Raw genomic sequence first — 15,658 nt, forward strand, 5'->3', positions numbered from 1 at the left:
CCACGTCAGCCGGCCGTCGATGTCGCCTTGTTCACCCGGGCGCGGGGCCAGCGCATCGGCGCCGAAAGACACACCAGACAGGCGATCACCAGCACAATGCCGGCCCAGCCCAGCGGCGGCAGACGCTCACCGACGATTACGACCGCCAGCAGCGCGGCCACGACCGGCTCGAACAGCGTGATGGTGGTGGCGGTACTGGCCGGCACTCGGGCCAGCCCGTACCCAAAGCCGAGATAGCCCAGAAACATCGGCACCAGCGCCATATAAAGCCCGACGGCGGCGTTGTTGATCGAGGCCAGCAGCGGCGCGCAGGTGAGCAGCAGCACCGGCATCAGTAACAGCCCGCCCAGGCCAAAGGTGGCGCCCATGGCCGCCCGTGTGGGGATGCCGCCCTGCATCAGATGTCGCGCCGACCAGGAGTAAAACGCGTAGGTCAGGCCGGCCACCAGCCCCATCGCCACGCCCTGCAGCACCTGCGTCGTACTGCCCACACCGGCGTGAGGACCCGTTTCTGCCACGCACAGCAGTCCCATACCGACCAGTCCTAGCGTCGCGCCAATCGTCCAGCGCGCGCCGAGTTTCAGCCCTTCCAAACGGGATTCAATCAACGCCGAGAGCAGCGGTGCCGAGCCGATCGACACCACCGTACCGATGGTGACGCCGGCCAGACGCATCGAGCCGTAAAACGCCAGCGGATAGATGGCCACCGCCACCGCCCCGGAGAGCAGCCAGGGCCAGCGCGCGCGCAGCTGCGACCGGGCCTTTCGAATGCGTGGGGCCGCCACCAGCGCCTGCAATAGTCCGCCCAGCCCCATCGCCACGGCGCCGATGGCCACGGCACTGACCTCGGGGGCGAAGGTGGCGGCCGTGCCGGTGGTGCCCCACAGCACGGCGGCGATCAGCACGCCGGCCACGCCGAGCAGGTGTTCGCGAGAGGTCGTATTCATGGGGCATTCACCATCGCCCTGGCCATATCATGGGCCTGACGAACGCAGCGGCTATTGCCTTCAAGGCCCGCGCGCACCATCGCGCCTTCCAGCAGAAAGGCGAGCTGCTGCGCCAGCCGGGCCGCTGTGGCTTCATCGCCGGTCAGTTCAGCCAGCGGTGCGGCCAGCAGCGCCTCCACCTGACGCTTGTGACCGAGGACCACGTCGCGACCCTCATGACCGGCCGGCAGCTCGGCGGCAGCGTTGAGCAACCCGCAGCCGCGAAAGCCGCGCTCATAGGCCCACTCGGCGTGATCCTGATAGGCCAGAAATACTGCCAGCACCTGATCCGTGGGGGTGAAGGCTTTTGTCAGTCGCGCCTCATACAGCGCGAGCCACTCGGTGTGACGCGCCTGCAGATAGGCCGTCACCAGTGCTGCCTTGGAGTCGAAGTTGTTGTAGAGACTCTTTTTGGCCACGCCCGCGCGTCTGACAATGGCATCGATACCGGTGCCGACAATACCGTCACTGTAAAACAGCACGGCCGCTGCGTTGAGCAGGCGCTCGCGAGCGCTGGTCGCCGATGGCGCTTCAGATGATGTCATGGCCATGATCCAGAATGCAGAGTAGGTAGAACAGTCTACCTACCTGAGAATTCACGTCAAAAGCCGTGTATTAGTGTTCTTTTATAACCATGAGCAGGGCATTATAGACCCGGCCTTTTGGACAGAGGCCTTCGATAACCAGAAGGAAGGAACAACATGAGTCAACGGTTAATCTTTATTCTGCTGGCCTTTGCAGGTTTTACGATCTGGATGCTGCTGGATCGATAGCTCTGCCCCCGGTGATGTGACGGCTCGCGACGGCCCCCAGACATAAAAAAAGCCCCGACGCTTCAACGTCGGGGCTTTTTATGGTGCATCAAGCGTTTAGCGCTGCCAGCAGTTTCTCGGCCACGGCTTCCGAGCTTGCCGGATTCTGGCCGGTAATCACCAGACCATCTTCCACGGCAAACGCAGCGAAGGCATCCACCTTCTGATAGTCCGCACCGCGGCGCTTGAGCTCATCTTCCAGCAGATGCGGCACCACCTCGGTCAGGCCGACGGCGGCCTCTTCCTCATTGGTAAAGCCCGCAACCTTCTTGCCCTTGATCACGTACTCGCCCTGCTCGTCCCTGACATTCAAAAACGCCGTGGGCGCGTGGCATACCGAGGCGATCGGCTTTTGCTGGCGCAGGAAGTCTTCCAGCAGCGCGATGGACGCCTGATTATCGGTCAGATCCCACAGCGGGCCGTGGCCGCCGGGATAGAACACGGTGTCGAAATCCTCGGCACGCACGTCGGCAAGCCGCGTGGTATCGGCAATGCGCGCTTTCGCCTCGTCATCGCCATAGAAACGATGCGTGGCGTCGGTCTGGGCATCCTCGCCTTCACTGTTGGGATCAATCGGTGCAGCACCGCCTGCAGGCGTTGCCAACACGATCTCGCAACCGGCATCGAGGAAGGTGTAATAAGGGGCGGCAAACTCTTCGATCCAGAAACCGGTCTTGTGGCCGGTATCGCCCATCTCATCGTGAGAGGTCAGAACCATTAGAATACGTGGTGCGCTCATGAAGCACTCCTGAACAGGTGGATTACCCCCGAGATGGTTGCGCCCATGGCAGATATCAAGTCACGCCGCTGCGGACAGTTTGTCGCAGCCCACTGTAACCCCCGCCACGGCCGGCTGGCCGTCGTGATGCAGGCACATAAAAAATGCCCCGCCGGCCAATCACCGAGGGGGCATGCCAGGCAGTAATGACGGGCCGCCCGCAGCGGCCTGTCATTGGCCTTTCGTTACTCGCCGCAGCTGCAGTTGTGGCCGCAGTCTTTCGAGCCATCGGCATGGCCGGTGGCACAGGCCTGGCAGCAGTACAGTTCGCCGTCGCGTTCAACGGCGTTGTCGTTAACGGCACAGGTGCATTTGGGGCAGGCACAGCTGGTCTGGTCGGACATGATACGGCTCCTTGCAAGGTGAAGGTCTCCTTTGTAAACCTTCTACCTTCTATAAGGTCAAGCGTTTTCCAGGACCGACACGACCATAAAAAAGCCCACCGGCAGATCACCGATGGGCTCGATGTTTTAAGCGAAAAAGGGGTTAGCCTTCTTCTTCGTTCATTCGCTGGCAGTCTTCTTCGGCTTCCTCGCGCACCTCATATTCGGTACTGACATAGCGCTCTTCTCGAGTGTCCCAGATGCGAAAGCACTCCAGCGGCATGTCATCCATTTCCTTTTGCTGCTCACGATTGGGTGCGCCCTGCACGTGCGCGGTGTCGTGTTCATGCACTTCATAGCGGCTCGCCATGCCTTCTCTCCCTCATTGATAGGTCCCGAGAAAAGTGTGGTCATGAACGTCATGAAATGCCACTGAGACGAGTCTTCGAGGCTCACCGGCGACAACGCAGCAGTATCATCCGCCAGCGCTGTCCGAACACGCATCACCACCTGCCATGCGCGCCCGATACCTGATCGCCCAGCCTGAAGCGCCCCACCGTTTCGACCAGTTCATGTGCCTGCCCCTTGAGGCTGACAGCGGCAGCAGCAGACTCCTCGACCAGCGCCGCATTTTGCTGCGTCGTTTGATCCAGCTGGCTGATGGCCTGACTCACCTGACCGACGGACAGGTTCTGCTCGCTGCTGGCGCCGCTGATCTCACCGACGATATCGCTGACGTGCTGGATGGAAGAGACAATCTCCTCCATGGTCCTGCCCGCCTGATCGACCAGCGTCGTGCCCTTTTCCACACACTGAACGCTGACATCGATCAGCATCCGGATGTCCTTTGCCGCCTCGGCACTGCGCTGGGCCAGGCTGCGCACTTCACTGGCGACCACGGCAAACCCGCGGCCCTGTTCCCCTGCGCGCGCCGCTTCCACCGACGCGTTGAGCGCCAGGATATTGGTCTGAAAGGCAATGCTGTCGATAACGCTGATGATGTCGTTGATCTTGCCGCTGCTTTCGTTGATCTCACGCATTGTCTGCACGACCTGGCCGACGACATCGCCGCCCTGGTGCGCCACGGCGCTGGCACTGGAGGTCAGCTGATGGGCCTTTTGCGCGTTATTGGCGTTCTGGGTCGCACTCGAGCCCATCTCCTCCATGGACGCAGAGGTCTGCTCGATCGCCGAGGACTGCACCATGGTGCGCTGACTCAAATCGTCGTTGCCCTGTGAAATCTGCGCACTCGCCGAGGCCACGCCTTCCGCGCTGCGGCGAACGGTAAACACGACTTCCGAAAGGCCCGCCACCATCTCCTTCTGGGCGATCAACAGCTGGCCGATTTCATTTCTGGAACGCGCTTCAACGCTGACCGACAGATCCCCTGAGGCCACCGCCCTGGCCTGCTGCACGGCCTGTCCCAGGGGCTTTGTGATCCCTCGGGTAATGACGACCGCCACCACAATGGAGATCAAAATGGCAATGGCCCCCAATACCAGATTGATCAGCAGCACCTGATGGTATTGGGATTCCCCATGTGCCATACCCACCTGCGCTTCCGCCAGCTGAATCTCGATCAGCTCACCGATGGCATGGCTGATCGGGTCGATGGCGGCGTAAAGCGGCCCGTCGATCATGTCCAGCTGCCCCCTGACCAGGCCCGTCATGCCCTGCAGTATCTGTTCCACTTCATCAAGGGCATTGTCGGCAGTCGTAAAGCTCGACTGTGCCCGCGCCGCCGCGGCCGCCTCTTCCGGGGTCAGTTTTGTCTGCAGGTAGGCTGCCCAATCACGGGTGATGGTCTCGTGAGCGCCGTGCACTGCCTTCAAGGCTTCTTCGGCCGTGATCAGGCCAGCGTTGGCCTTGTTCACCGCATCGATGACATCCACGGCATAGGCGTCCGAAATCTCCTTGAGACCCTTAAGGGGGACCACCCGGTCATGATACAGCGACTGCATGGTGTCATTGACGCTGCGAAGGCTCAGCGAACTCAACACGCCACTGAGCACCAGAAACAGGATGGCGACGAAAAACCCCAGCCCGATCTGCTTGCTGATGGAAAGGTCTCTTATGGTCATTGCATGGTTCCGGAAAGGTTCGGGAAATAGCCGCAAGGGCGGCTATGGCCAGGATCCCTCCCATATCGGGGCAAGTCTTGAATGCTTGACTCTTATTCACGATTAAATCGTGCATTAATTAAATGCTGGTAAAGATAAAACCAAGTGCTCATGGCGCTCGATGATCGCCGGAATGTTCGAATCGCACGCCCGCACCCGAGAAAATGATCAGCGTTATCAAATGACTCCTTTATCGAAACCAGCGTATCTACCACTGCAAGGCCCTCACCCCTCGGCTGGAAAGGGTTTATCACCTCCTGTAACGACCGGGTTCATGGCGAATGGGTCCGCTTTGTATTACGCCACTGCTTCGGGCTATGTTGCCTGTTCCCATGCTCCAGGAATGCCCAAATGAAGCTGATCGATCGTCGACGCCTGCTCTGTGCTTTCTCATTGTTACCACTGGCCACCTTACCCCTGCCAACGCTTGTCAAAGCGTCGAGCACCTCCAGCACGCAGGAGGTAGCGCGTCGGCTTCAGGCGCTGGAACAGCAACACAAAGGGCGGCTGGGCGTGGCGCTCATGAATGTAGGCACAGGGGCGGTCGTGAGTCATCGAGGCGATGAGCGATTTTTGTTCAACAGTACAGGCAAGGTATTTATCGCGGCCGCCGCACTGGCACAAGTGGACCGCGGCGAGGAATCACTGGATCGGCGCATCGAGATCAAATCTTCTGATCTCACCGGCTGGACACCCGTGACCGAAAAGCAAATGGGCAGCCCGGGCATGACGATCGCAGAACTCGGCCAGGCCGCGGTGGCGTGGAGCGATAACGCCGCTGCCAATCTGCTGATCGAAAGCCTCGGCGGCCCGGCGGAGGTCACGGCCTTTCTGCGCGGCATCGGGGATACCACCACCCGTCTTGATCGCACCGAGCCGACGCTCAACGAGCATGAACACGACGGAGACGAGCGCGACACCACCACACCGCGGGCGATGATGCAGACCCTGCGCACCCTGCTTTTGGGCGAAGTGCTCTCGCCTGCCTCGCGTCACCAGCTTGCTGCCTGGATGATCGAGGGCAAGACAGGCGATGCCCGACTGCGCGCCGGCATGCCCAGTGGATGGTTGGTCGGCGAGAAAACCGGCACCAACAGCGTCGGCAATGCCGGTGATATTGGCATCGCCTGGCCATCGGATCGCGGGGCGGTGATCGTCATCGCCTATGTCTACCTGCCGGAGGCCGACAAGGCGCAGCGCGATCAGGTTATTGCCGAGATTGGAAAACTGGCGGCGAAGGTCTGAGGTCCTTTCGGCGTCAGGATCAAGTGCCCTTTTTTCGTGCTCGAAACGCGGCCACCTTCATGCGATTACCGCAGGTCGCCATGTTGCACCAGCGGCGACGGTGCGATTTGGTCTGATCGAGAAACAGCAGTACGCAGTCGTGCGCTTCGCACTGCTTTACATAAACAAACTGCTCGCTGGTTAGCAGGGCCACCAGCGCCTCGGCGATCGGTGCCAGCAGACCAGAAGCGTCATGGTGCGGTCGGTGCTGTTCGAGCTCGAAAGCTACTGCTTCGTCATTCCACACCAGTGACCGAGCAGGTTGCCCCTGGGCAAGCATCTCATTGATCAGCGACACCTCCGCAGGTTTCCCCTCCTGCGCCGCCTCAAGGGCGGTCCACGCACAGCTCCTGAGCGCTTGCGCCCGCGTCATTAATCCCTCGGGGGCAATCTCGACCGAAGGCGACACCACCTCGGCTGCCTTCAGCCACTCAAGCACGCGTGCGTCGTCCGTGAAGACTTCCTGCGCTTCTTCTCCGGTGCCGTAGCAGGTATTGATGAAATCGAGTGCGAGGTTATTTCCGACAAACAGTGACGCCGGTGGTGCATCGGTTGGTGTGTCCATCGAACCTGTAACCTTTAAATAATTTTTGACAGGTTACACGCCCTGGCCGTAACCTTCAAATCGAAATTTAACGGTTACAGGAGTTTCTGATGATGGACTCAACCTCTTGCACAATGCCCGATCAAATCACACTGAACCCTGTGCACTATCGTTTCGAGCAGGTCGATAACGTTGAAGTGTTCTACCGCGAGGCCGGCGACCCGGACGCCCCGGTAGTACTGTTGCTGCATGGTTTTGCAGCCTCCTCGTTCATGTTTCGGGATCTGATTCCGATGCTGGCCGAGCGCTACCGCGTGATTGCCCCTGATCTGCCCGCCTTCGGGTTTACGCATTCTCCTTCACGTAGCGATTACACCTACACCTTTGAGCGGCTGACGCGCACCATCGAGCGATTCACCGAGCAGCTCAGGCTTTCCGAGTATGCCTTGGTAGTGCATGACTACGGCGCGCCGGTTGGCTGGCGGCTGGCGTTGAACCACCCGGAGCGCATTACCGCGCTGGTCTCTCAAAACGGCAACGCCTATGAGGAAGGCCTTGGTGACAGCTGGCAGCCGATCCAGCGCTACTGGAAGAACCCGACGCCTGAAAACCGCGAGGCGCTGCGCGACTTCCCAACGCCGGAATCGATCAAATGGCAGTATCTGGAAGGAGTCTCCACGCCCGAGGCAGTCTCTCCAGACAGTTACACGCTGGAAGGCCTGCAGATCCAGCGGCCCGGTAACGCCGAGATTCAGCTCGATCTGGTGCTGGATTACGCCAACAACGTAGCGCTGTATCCGGAATTTCAGGCGTACTTCCGCCGCCACCAGCCGCCGCTTTTGGCCGTGTGGGGCGAGCACGACCCGTTTTTCATTCCGCCGGGCGCACAGGCCTGGACACGCGATCTACCCAACGCCGACATCCGCTTTTTTGATACCGGCCACTTCGCGCTCGAAACCCATGGCGCAGAGATCATCCCGACCATCCGTACATTTCTGGATACCCACATCGGCTGATCGCGCTCCCATTAGCTGATCGCGTTCTCACTGACGCTGCCTCGTAGCTATAGGCGAGGCGGCGCCATCAAAACGTGATACCACTATCTCGCCTTCGCCACACCGCGATCCGGACGCCAACCAAAAACCTTCCTCCCTGGCCGCGCGGGTTTGAAAAATTGCCCCACCGCCCTCACACGGCGCGCCGCTCGACTAGAGTATTCCCGCACAGCCGATTTTTGTGGACCCGTCGCCCGGTACACTCATGACAGGCCCAGCCCAACCCGATACAGGATCACCATGGCCGCTTTCCCGCCCTCTCTTTACGGCTGCCGGCGTCTGAGCGCCTGCGTCTTTTTGCTGGTGCTGCTGAGCGCGCTCATCGGCGCCCCGGCGCACGCCGCGGAAGAACTGTCCGCCGCCGCCCAGGCCCTGAGCGGCAGCAGCACGCAGGCAGAAAGCCCGGATGCGCCCGGAATCGACACCACTCCGAGCCCGCGTCAGGACAGCGACATTCAGACACGCATCGCCGGGATCTTTTCCGAGATCGAAGGCCTGAACGCCGTCGAGATCAGCGTGGTTCAGGGCGTGGTGACGCTCTCGGGGGAAACGGCCAACGAGAAAAAAGCGCAGCAGGCCATCAGCCTTGCCAGCCGCCTGACCGATGTGGTCACCGTCAATGACGCCATCAACCGCACCCTGGATGTGCAGGACAACGTCTCCACCGTCGCGCAGGGGCTGATCGCCCAGGCCCGTGGCCTGATCAAGGCCCTGCCCCTGCTGCTGGTCGGTATTGTGCTGTTCGGGCTTGTCGCGTGGTTCGGGGCCTGGCTCTCCAGGCGCCAGCGCCTGTGGCAGCGCCTAACGCCCAACCCGTTCGTGGCGGCGCTGGTGTCGCAGACTGTCCGGGTCATTTTTATCGTCTTCGGGCTGATACTGGCGCTCAGCCTGATGGGCGCCGAGACGGTGCTGGGCACGCTGCTGGGCGGGGCCGGCGTGATCGGCATCGCCGTGGGCTTTGCGGTCAAGGACACCATCGAAAACTACATCGCCTCTTTGATGCTGAGCATTCGCCAGCCCTTTCGGGCGCGCGACCAGGTGGTCATCAACGGCCAGGAAGGCATCGTCGTGCGGCTGACCTCCCGCGCCACGATTCTGATGACGCTGGATGGCAATCAGCTGCGCATTCCCAACGCCGATGTGTTCAAGGGCACCATTCTCAACTACACCAGCAACCCGGAGCGGCGCTTCACCTTTGAGCTGGGCGTGGATGCCAGTGACGACCCGCTCGCCGCCATCAAGGTCGGCCTGGACGCCGTGCACCAACTGGATTTCGTGCTGGAGGAACCCAGGGCCATGGGCGTGATTACCCAGGTGGGTGATTCCAACATCATGCTCGAGTTTCAGGTCTGGGTGGATCAATCCGACACCGACTTTGCCAAGGCCCGCAGCATCACCATTCGCGAGACCAAGCACGCGCTTGAAAGCGAAGGCTTCAGCCTGCCCGAACCCATTTACCGCCTGCGATTCAACCACTCGCTGGAGCAGGCGCTGGAACGCCTTCAGGGCAACAGCGCAGACCAGCCCCGCACGGATACCCCTGCCCCGGCCTCTCCCGAAGGCCAGACAGCACCTGTACCGCCCGCGACGGATGGCAGCGACAAACACCAGGCAAGAGCCCGCGCCCGGCAGATCCTGCGCGACCCCGGCGCCGAAGCCCTGTTCGATGCCCGCCCGGATGACAAGCTGATGAAAAAGGTCGAGCAGGAGATTGCTCGAACCAGCGAGGAAACCGACCTGTTGAGCCAGCGTGCGCCGAAGGAGTAACGCCGCAGCCAGGTTATCGCCTCATGGGCTGATGAAGAACGCAAAAAAGCCCCGCGAATGCGGGGCTTTTTGGAGCGGAATGCGGTGATCAAGTGGCGGGAGGCAGGACTATAAATAAACCATAAGACTATGATTTTTAGTAATTTTATTTTTATTAAGGCAGATATATATACCTTTTTGTATACCATAAACTCTCTTGCATCTATCGTTTAGCCCCCTACGCAATACCTACCGAGATGCTCCAAGATAGTTACCTTTGATTTCGTATCTAGCTCTAAATCCGTGCGGCCCTTTCCAAGGTGTTGACAGAAGATGAATGAGACGGCGACCGTAAGCGGCCATTAGGTGCTCATATCTGTCCCAAAGCTCTTCATTAAGTATGAGAGGTTGAGCACTATCCTCCTTTTTTAAAGCACATGGGTACCTCGCCCAAGATTCATTACCCTCTTCAAATGCTCGTAGAGTTTTTTTACCTTTTTCCTTGTATGGAATATTAGTAGACATTTTTGCTAGGTCAGTAAGTTCGTGAGACCTTAAATTCTTTGCAAGCGTACCATTTGAAATCCACCCGGGGTTTTCATAAACAAGGAAAGCTTTAATAGAATTTTCCAACGCAAAAGATGCCAAAAGAAATGTTGACCTATTTGCATTATCCCAACTGACTTTTATTTTTGAACGATGATCAATATGGGTCAAGTGCCCTCGACCAAATCTTTGCCTTAGCTCTACAGCTTGTAGATGTAGATCGTCGGCAACTAAAAACCAACTATGTGGACATGCCAATTCTACAAATTCCTCGTTCGTCATTATGCCCCTACTGTTTTAGTGACTCTACTAACACGTATGCTCTCAGACACGGCCAGACACGCCTGCCGCTCTCCTGACACATGGAAAAAATCTTCAAAACTTCTCATTCAGATCCCCTAGCGCGCTGTCGACTCCCCGCCCCGCCTGCGCGCTAAATGGGTCGGTTTTATTGCACCCTTGCAGGGGGCGCTGAGCCGCCCCAGTACTGGGCCGCGCGGCGGTTTTATGGCGTCCCAAAACCTTGCGTTTCCTTGCATTTCACACCGGCCACATTCAGTGGCGTGAAGTCAAAAGCCGGCTTTGTGATACACGTTGCTGCACTGACCTGAAAACGTGTGTCTCTTGCGATCCTCGGGAAGCTCAACAGGTCTTTTCAGCACAATATTCGAGCGCACTGATTAAGTAAAATTGTGTAACGGTGAGGTAAGACAAAAGCAGCATCCATCACGAACCCCTTTCGCTCGCCAGAATGAAATGAACGCGCCGCACTCCTTTTCTTTAACCCTGCCCACTATTGGCAAACGATAATCTGTTGGCATGAAGCACTACCCACCCAGGACCGCATCCGGGCTACAGAGGATGCTGCTCTTTCAGCATGTCGATAAAGGCCTGTAGCCCCGATGGCACATGCCGACGCCCGGAGTAATAAAGGCATAGCCCGGGGATGAGGGGGCACCATTCATCGAGCACGGTCACGAGTTCGCCCTGAGCGATTCGGTGACGCACGACGTGTTCGGACAGGTAGGCAATGCCCAGATCGTTGGCAGCGGCCTTGGCCATCAGCCCCGGATGATCGAGCGTCAGTACCCCGGGAACATCCACGTTCGTTTCTTGACCCTGATGCTCGAACTCCCATCGATAACGCTTGCCACTCGGTAGGCGCTGGCGAATACAGGCGTGCTGATAGAGCGCATCGGGCGTATCGGGCGTGCCTTGGCGGGCGATGTAGCGGGGTGAGGCCACAGTGACAAAACGTGTATCACCACCAAAGGGAACAGCGATCATGTCCTGTGGCACTGCTTCGGCCAGCCTGACGCCAGCATCGAAACCGGCTTTCACAATGTCGACTAGCCGGCCTTCGGTCACGATGTCCAGTGTCATTTCAGGATACTGCGCCAGAAAAGCCGGTATGACGTCTGCCATCAAGATTCGCGCCGCAATCTCGCTGGCATTGATGCGGAGCGCCCCGCTCGGCCGACCGCGTTCGTCATTGACACTTTCCAGCGCCATGTCGAACTCCTCGAGTACCGGCTTCATTCGAGTGATCAAGCGCTGACCGGCCTGCGTGGGAGAGACACTGCGCGTTGTGCGATGCAACAGGCGAACGCCCATCGTCGTTTCGAGGGTGCGCATCCGGTGACTCAGTGTTGACGGTGAAAGGCCCAGCTCATCGGCTGCGCGCCGGAAGCTCCGGTAAGTGGCAATCAGTGAAAGTGCACTGATGTCATCAAGGTCTGGTTTGGCATTCATGGCTTATTTTCACCGGTTCATCCCGTATTGGCCGGATAGTAGCAGCAATAGCAGAGTGCGAAGATGACGTCTCATTCGTCATCCGGCGACGACTCGCTGATGGAGAGTTTCATGACACAGCCAGCACAGAAGACATGGTTCATCACCGGCGCATCCAGCGGTCTTGGCCTCTCGATGACCCGGCAACTGCTGGCGCGCGGTGATCGCGTCGCGGCAACGCTACGCAAACCCGAGCGTCTCAACGATTTAAAAGCGCAATACGGTGACAGCCTCTGGGCTGCAGAGCTTGACGTGACGGACACCGACGCCATTCGGACCACGCTGGCCAGTGCCTTTGGCGAACTCGGGCGCATCGATGTGGTGGTCAGTAACGCCGGCTATGGCCTGTTCGGCGCTGCCGAAGAGTTAAGCGACCAGCAGATCCAGCAGCAGATTGCGACCAACCTGATCGGCTCCATTCAGCTCATACGCGCAGCGATTCCCCATCTGCGCGAACAGGGTGGCGGGCGGATCATTCAGGTCTCTTCCGAAGGCGGACAGCTCGCTTACCCCAACTTTAGCCTCTACCACGCAAGCAAGTGGGGCATCGAAGGGTTCGTGGAGTCGGTCGCCCAAGAAGTGGCACCGTTCGGTATTTCGATCACGCTTTCCGAGCCGGGGCCAACCGCGACCAATTTTGCCGAAGGGCTGATCAGCCCTGAGCCCCTGGCCGTCTACGACCAGACGCCGGCAGGTGACGTTCGACGCGCCGTAGCGGAAGGCAACTTCGGCGGGTTCAGTCATGGCGACAAGGTGGCCTGGCTGATGATCGAAAGCGCCAGTCTTGAGCCAGCTCCCAAACGCCAGGTTTATGGGGAAGAGGCATGGCAGCGTCTTCATGACGTATACCACGGACGGCTCACCACGCTGGACGCACAGCGCGACATTGCAGTCTCGGCCGATACCAACACCGCTCTGCCAAATGCCATTCATTCAATAATGTCATAGTGGCGTTCTGCATTACGGGTTAGCTTGCCCCAATCGGAACCGGCTACCCGCCGCTGGTGCAGTTCAAATGCCTCGCGGTCAACAAACTCTTCATAAACATTGAAACGGCAAGGGTCGTTTTCCTCCTGAATGACCCTGAACGTGATACAGCCAGGCTCTTCGAGGGTTAGACGACAATGGTTGGCGAGCTCCTGGTTAATGGCCTCAAGCTCGTCGCTGGGAACCTGTATAAAACCTTTCAATACGACCTTACTCATACCTGCCATCCAGAAGAGTGTTGTTGGAAAGACCCGTGACGATGATGCACGACGCTGGATGCTGAACACCAATAGTGCGGTATTTCCCGCGTCAGGTGCCCTGCATCAAAGTATGTAAGTTCGCCAAGCATACCTTTCATGTGTTGACCGATATAACAGGGCTGATGTCTTTAAAACCCTGCCCATTAGCGCCCTCTTATATCTGTGCAAGACCATCCAGAAAACAACTTGACCCTATAGCCATCTGCAATTTCAGTGCATTACGCGCAAGTGGCACTATTCGCGATCTTTTTTGAACGGTCACGACGAGGGCTTCGTGAAAAACTATCTGGGCAAGATGAGAGGCACAGCGGCGTCGCGTACCGCACCCTGCTGGCGTGATGCGCTCTGGTCGTGGGTTGGGGCGTTTGTGGGCATGACCGGGGTGGGCTGGATCAGCGCGCAGTCGCTTCAGACCCATACGCTGTTAATGATCGGCTCGTTCGGCGCCACTTCGGTACTACTCTACGCGGCACCGGAAAGCCCCTTTGCCCAGCCACGAAACGTCCTCGGCGGCAGCGTGCTCTCGGCGCTGTGTGGGTTTGTCATCTGGCTGCTGCTGGGTGACAACTGGATTGCTGCCGCCGTGGCGGTTTCTACCTCCATCCTGATCATGCAGTTGACCCATACTTTGCACCCGCCCGGCGGTGCCACGGCGCTGATCGCGGTGATCGGCTCCAATGAGCTGCACGAGCTGGGCTGGGTCTACGCATTCTTTCCGGTCGGGATCGGCTGCCTGCTGATGCTGTTCGTGGCGGTAGTGATCAACAATCTGGCCAGACACCGGCGCTACCCGCAGCACTGGCTCTAGATATCGGTTTCTGACCGAATGGTCCGACATCCTTAAAGGTCGCACCCATAAAAAAGCCCCGCACCTGGCGGGGCTTTTTTGTATCACTGGTCATGATCAGACGGCACTGTCGTCGCTGTCCTCATCCTCACGGCGGGTCAACTGCCCTTCCCGGTTGCGAGGGTTCGCCTGTGGTGACTTCGTCTGCGTGTACTCGACCTGGCTGCGGCTGTTGGCCTGGCGAACATCGACGTAGTGCAGCAGGGCAAGCTGCATGATCAGAAAACCACAGCAGAGCAGGATGCCTTTCAACATGTCTTTTATACCCGGTATGAAAAAGGAGCTGGAAAGGTTCGTGACGTTACTGCATTTAATCCAAAATTTTCCAGTAGGCCTCTAACCAGTTTCGCGCATCAGCCAGTGCCGTGTCGGGCCAGTAGCGCCCCGGCACCGATCATCAACCCACCGGTAATACGATTCCACCACTGACGAACGCGCGGGCGTTTCAAAACATTCGCGACCTGCTGCATCACCGCTACCACGCCCCACCACCAGACAACACCGATCGCCACATCCAGCACGCCCAGCATCAGTATCTGACGCACGGCATCGCCGGCGGGGTCCATGAACTGCGGCAATACGCTCAGGAAAAACACGATCGCCTTGGGGTTGAGCAGGTTGGTCAAAAAACCGTTAGCGAACGCGCGGCGGTGGCCGTTCAGAACCTGCTCGCTCTGAACTTTCTCGCTCTGAACATCGCTGGAGGCTGTATGATGACGACCTTGACGCAGCACGGTGATGCCCATCCAGACGAGATAGGCCGCGCCCAGCCAGCGCACGATCATGAAAAACTCGGCAGACTGCGCGGCAATGGCCGAAAGGCCCAGCGCGGCCACCAGCATATGCACACACAGCCCACTCTGCGCCCCCAGCGCCGCCGCCAGGCCAAGGCGCTTTTCCTGCACGGCGTAGCGGCTGACCAGCAAAAAGTCCGGCCCCGGGATCAGATAGGCCAGCACAACGACGGCGATAAACCCGACAAGCTCGATTCCCATTCAGGGCTCCTGGCGATGGTGGTGTCTGTTGAGCGTAGCGCAGCCACGGGTAGGTGATATCTACCGCACTCGGCGGGTGACATCGTCGCTGGATGAGTTCCCGCTATTCGCTCGGCTTTTTTGAATAGACGTCCCGCGCCTGGCGGAAATCTTCCGCGTGTTCAAAAATCCAGAGCCACATCGGGATGATTTGAAGAAGAAACGCCTCCCCCAGTGGGGTCAGCTCGTATTCAACACGCGGTGACACTTCCTCATGGTCCGTGCGCAGAATCAGTCCGTCCCGCTCGAGCTGTCGCAGCGTTCTTGTCAGCATTCGCTGTGTGACGCCCTCGAGCCGCCGGCGGATTTCGGCATGCCTTAACCGCCCCCCTTCCTTGAGCACGTGAATGACCCCAAAGGCCCAGCGGTTACCGGCGTGAGAAAGCACCTCTCTTTTAAGCCAGTCGTCTTCGTCCTTCATCATATTGCAGAGCGCCCGGGAGCGCGCCAGCAGTTCATCGTTGTCGTGTGGTATCACTGATGTGCCTACTTATGTGGGAAATGCTGACGTGTAAACATCCTCCAGATCGGGCAAAAACGCCAAC

18 protein-coding genes are annotated in these 15,658 nt (G+C 58.8%); 5 read left to right on the top strand and 13 right to left on the bottom strand.

Annotated elements, in window-relative coordinates:
- Window positions 1–5: 5 nt before the first annotated feature.
- From C8D72_RS05435 to C8D72_RS05460, 6 genes are all read right to left on the bottom strand, one after another.
- Window positions 6–947, bottom strand: coding sequence for a DMT family transporter (locus tag C8D72_RS05435; RefSeq protein ID WP_115853324.1), 942 nt, complete (start codon window positions 945–947; stop codon window positions 6–8).
- Window positions 944–1,531 (bottom strand): TetR/AcrR family transcriptional regulator, encoded by a 588-nt coding sequence (locus C8D72_RS05440; protein WP_245955153.1) that lies wholly within the window; start codon window positions 1,529–1,531, stop codon window positions 944–946. Before C8D72_RS05440 ends, C8D72_RS05435 begins: the two co-directional genes overlap by 4 nt.
- A 316-nt stretch (window positions 1,532–1,847) precedes the next feature.
- The gene (locus tag C8D72_RS05445) at window positions 1,848–2,537 is read right to left on the bottom strand and encodes a type 1 glutamine amidotransferase domain-containing protein (protein WP_115853326.1); all 690 of its coding nucleotides are present in this window, start codon (window positions 2,535–2,537) and stop codon (window positions 1,848–1,850) included.
- Between the two features lie 224 nt (window positions 2,538–2,761).
- Window positions 2,762–2,920: a metallothionein gene (locus C8D72_RS05450; protein ID WP_115853327.1), complete on the bottom strand. Its 159-nt coding sequence runs from the start codon at window positions 2,918–2,920 to the stop codon at window positions 2,762–2,764.
- Window positions 2,921–3,062: 142 nt separating this feature from the next.
- Window positions 3,063–3,269 (bottom strand): hypothetical protein, encoded by a 207-nt coding sequence (locus C8D72_RS05455; RefSeq protein ID WP_115853328.1) that lies wholly within the window; start codon window positions 3,267–3,269, stop codon window positions 3,063–3,065.
- A gap of 133 nt (window positions 3,270–3,402) precedes the next feature.
- A complete protein-coding gene (locus C8D72_RS05460) occupies window positions 3,403–4,980 on the bottom strand; it encodes a methyl-accepting chemotaxis protein (RefSeq protein ID WP_115853329.1) in 1,578 nt (525 codons plus the stop codon).
- Window positions 4,981–5,370: 390 nt separating this feature from the next.
- Between C8D72_RS05460 and bla the strand changes: the two genes are divergently transcribed.
- Entirely contained in the window at window positions 5,371–6,264 is an 894-nt protein-coding gene (gene bla, locus C8D72_RS05465) for a class A beta-lactamase (RefSeq protein WP_115853330.1), read from the top strand.
- 19 nt (window positions 6,265–6,283) lie between these two features.
- On the opposite strand, the gene C8D72_RS05470 is transcribed toward bla, so the two are convergent.
- Window positions 6,284–6,868, bottom strand: coding sequence for a CGNR zinc finger domain-containing protein (locus C8D72_RS05470; RefSeq protein WP_115853331.1), 585 nt, complete (start codon window positions 6,866–6,868; stop codon window positions 6,284–6,286).
- Window positions 6,869–6,957: 89 nt separating this feature from the next.
- On the opposite strand from C8D72_RS05470, the gene C8D72_RS05475 reads away from it, so the two are divergent.
- Together C8D72_RS05475 and C8D72_RS05480 are read left to right on the top strand one after the other, a co-directional pair.
- Entirely contained in the window at window positions 6,958–7,863 is a 906-nt protein-coding gene (locus C8D72_RS05475) for an alpha/beta fold hydrolase (protein WP_211308763.1), read from the top strand.
- 279 nt (window positions 7,864–8,142) lie between these two features.
- Window positions 8,143–9,669 (top strand): mechanosensitive ion channel family protein, encoded by a 1,527-nt coding sequence (locus C8D72_RS05480; protein ID WP_115853333.1) that lies wholly within the window; start codon window positions 8,143–8,145, stop codon window positions 9,667–9,669.
- A 228-nt stretch (window positions 9,670–9,897) separates the two neighbouring features.
- On the opposite strand, the gene C8D72_RS05485 is transcribed toward C8D72_RS05480, so the two are convergent.
- Complete coding sequence (locus C8D72_RS05485) at window positions 9,898–10,476, bottom strand: hypothetical protein (RefSeq protein WP_115853334.1); 579 nt, start codon at window positions 10,474–10,476, stop codon at window positions 9,898–9,900.
- 570 nt (window positions 10,477–11,046) lie between these two features.
- Entirely contained in the window at window positions 11,047–11,946 is a 900-nt protein-coding gene (locus tag C8D72_RS05490) for a LysR family transcriptional regulator (protein WP_115853335.1), read from the bottom strand.
- Between the two features lie 111 nt (window positions 11,947–12,057).
- Here C8D72_RS05490 and C8D72_RS05495 point away from each other — a divergent pair, with 111 nt between their 5' ends.
- A complete protein-coding gene (locus tag C8D72_RS05495; RefSeq protein WP_115853336.1) occupies window positions 12,058–12,933 on the top strand; it encodes an SDR family oxidoreductase in 876 nt (291 codons plus the stop codon).
- Here C8D72_RS05495 and C8D72_RS05500 read toward each other — a convergent pair.
- Window positions 12,915–13,190, bottom strand: a complete 276-nt coding sequence (locus C8D72_RS05500) for a putative quinol monooxygenase (RefSeq protein WP_115853337.1) — start codon at window positions 13,188–13,190, stop codon at window positions 12,915–12,917. The two genes, C8D72_RS05495 and C8D72_RS05500, sit on opposite strands and share 19 nt — an antisense overlap.
- Window positions 13,191–13,506: 316 nt before the next feature.
- Between C8D72_RS05500 and C8D72_RS05505 the strand changes: the two genes are divergently transcribed.
- On the top strand, window positions 13,507–14,040 hold the full coding sequence (locus C8D72_RS05505; protein WP_115853637.1) for an HPP family protein: 534 nt from the start codon (window positions 13,507–13,509) through the stop codon (window positions 14,038–14,040).
- Between the two features lie 96 nt (window positions 14,041–14,136).
- On the opposite strand, the gene C8D72_RS05510 is transcribed toward C8D72_RS05505, so the two are convergent.
- From C8D72_RS05510 to C8D72_RS05520, 3 genes are all read right to left on the bottom strand, one after another.
- The gene (locus C8D72_RS05510; protein ID WP_115853338.1) at window positions 14,137–14,334 is read right to left on the bottom strand and encodes a hypothetical protein; all 198 of its coding nucleotides are present in this window, start codon (window positions 14,332–14,334) and stop codon (window positions 14,137–14,139) included.
- A gap of 98 nt (window positions 14,335–14,432) precedes the next feature.
- Window positions 14,433–15,074: a LysE family translocator gene (locus C8D72_RS05515; RefSeq protein ID WP_115853339.1), complete on the bottom strand. Its 642-nt coding sequence runs from the start codon at window positions 15,072–15,074 to the stop codon at window positions 14,433–14,435.
- 103 nt (window positions 15,075–15,177) lie between these two features.
- Window positions 15,178–15,591: a winged helix-turn-helix transcriptional regulator gene (locus C8D72_RS05520; RefSeq protein WP_115853340.1), complete on the bottom strand. Its 414-nt coding sequence runs from the start codon at window positions 15,589–15,591 to the stop codon at window positions 15,178–15,180.
- Window positions 15,592–15,658 lie beyond the last annotated feature (67 nt).

The sequence above is a fragment of the Kushneria indalinina DSM 14324 genome (assembly GCF_003385845.1).
GTDB lineage: Bacteria > Pseudomonadota > Gammaproteobacteria > Pseudomonadales > Halomonadaceae > Kushneria > Kushneria indalinina.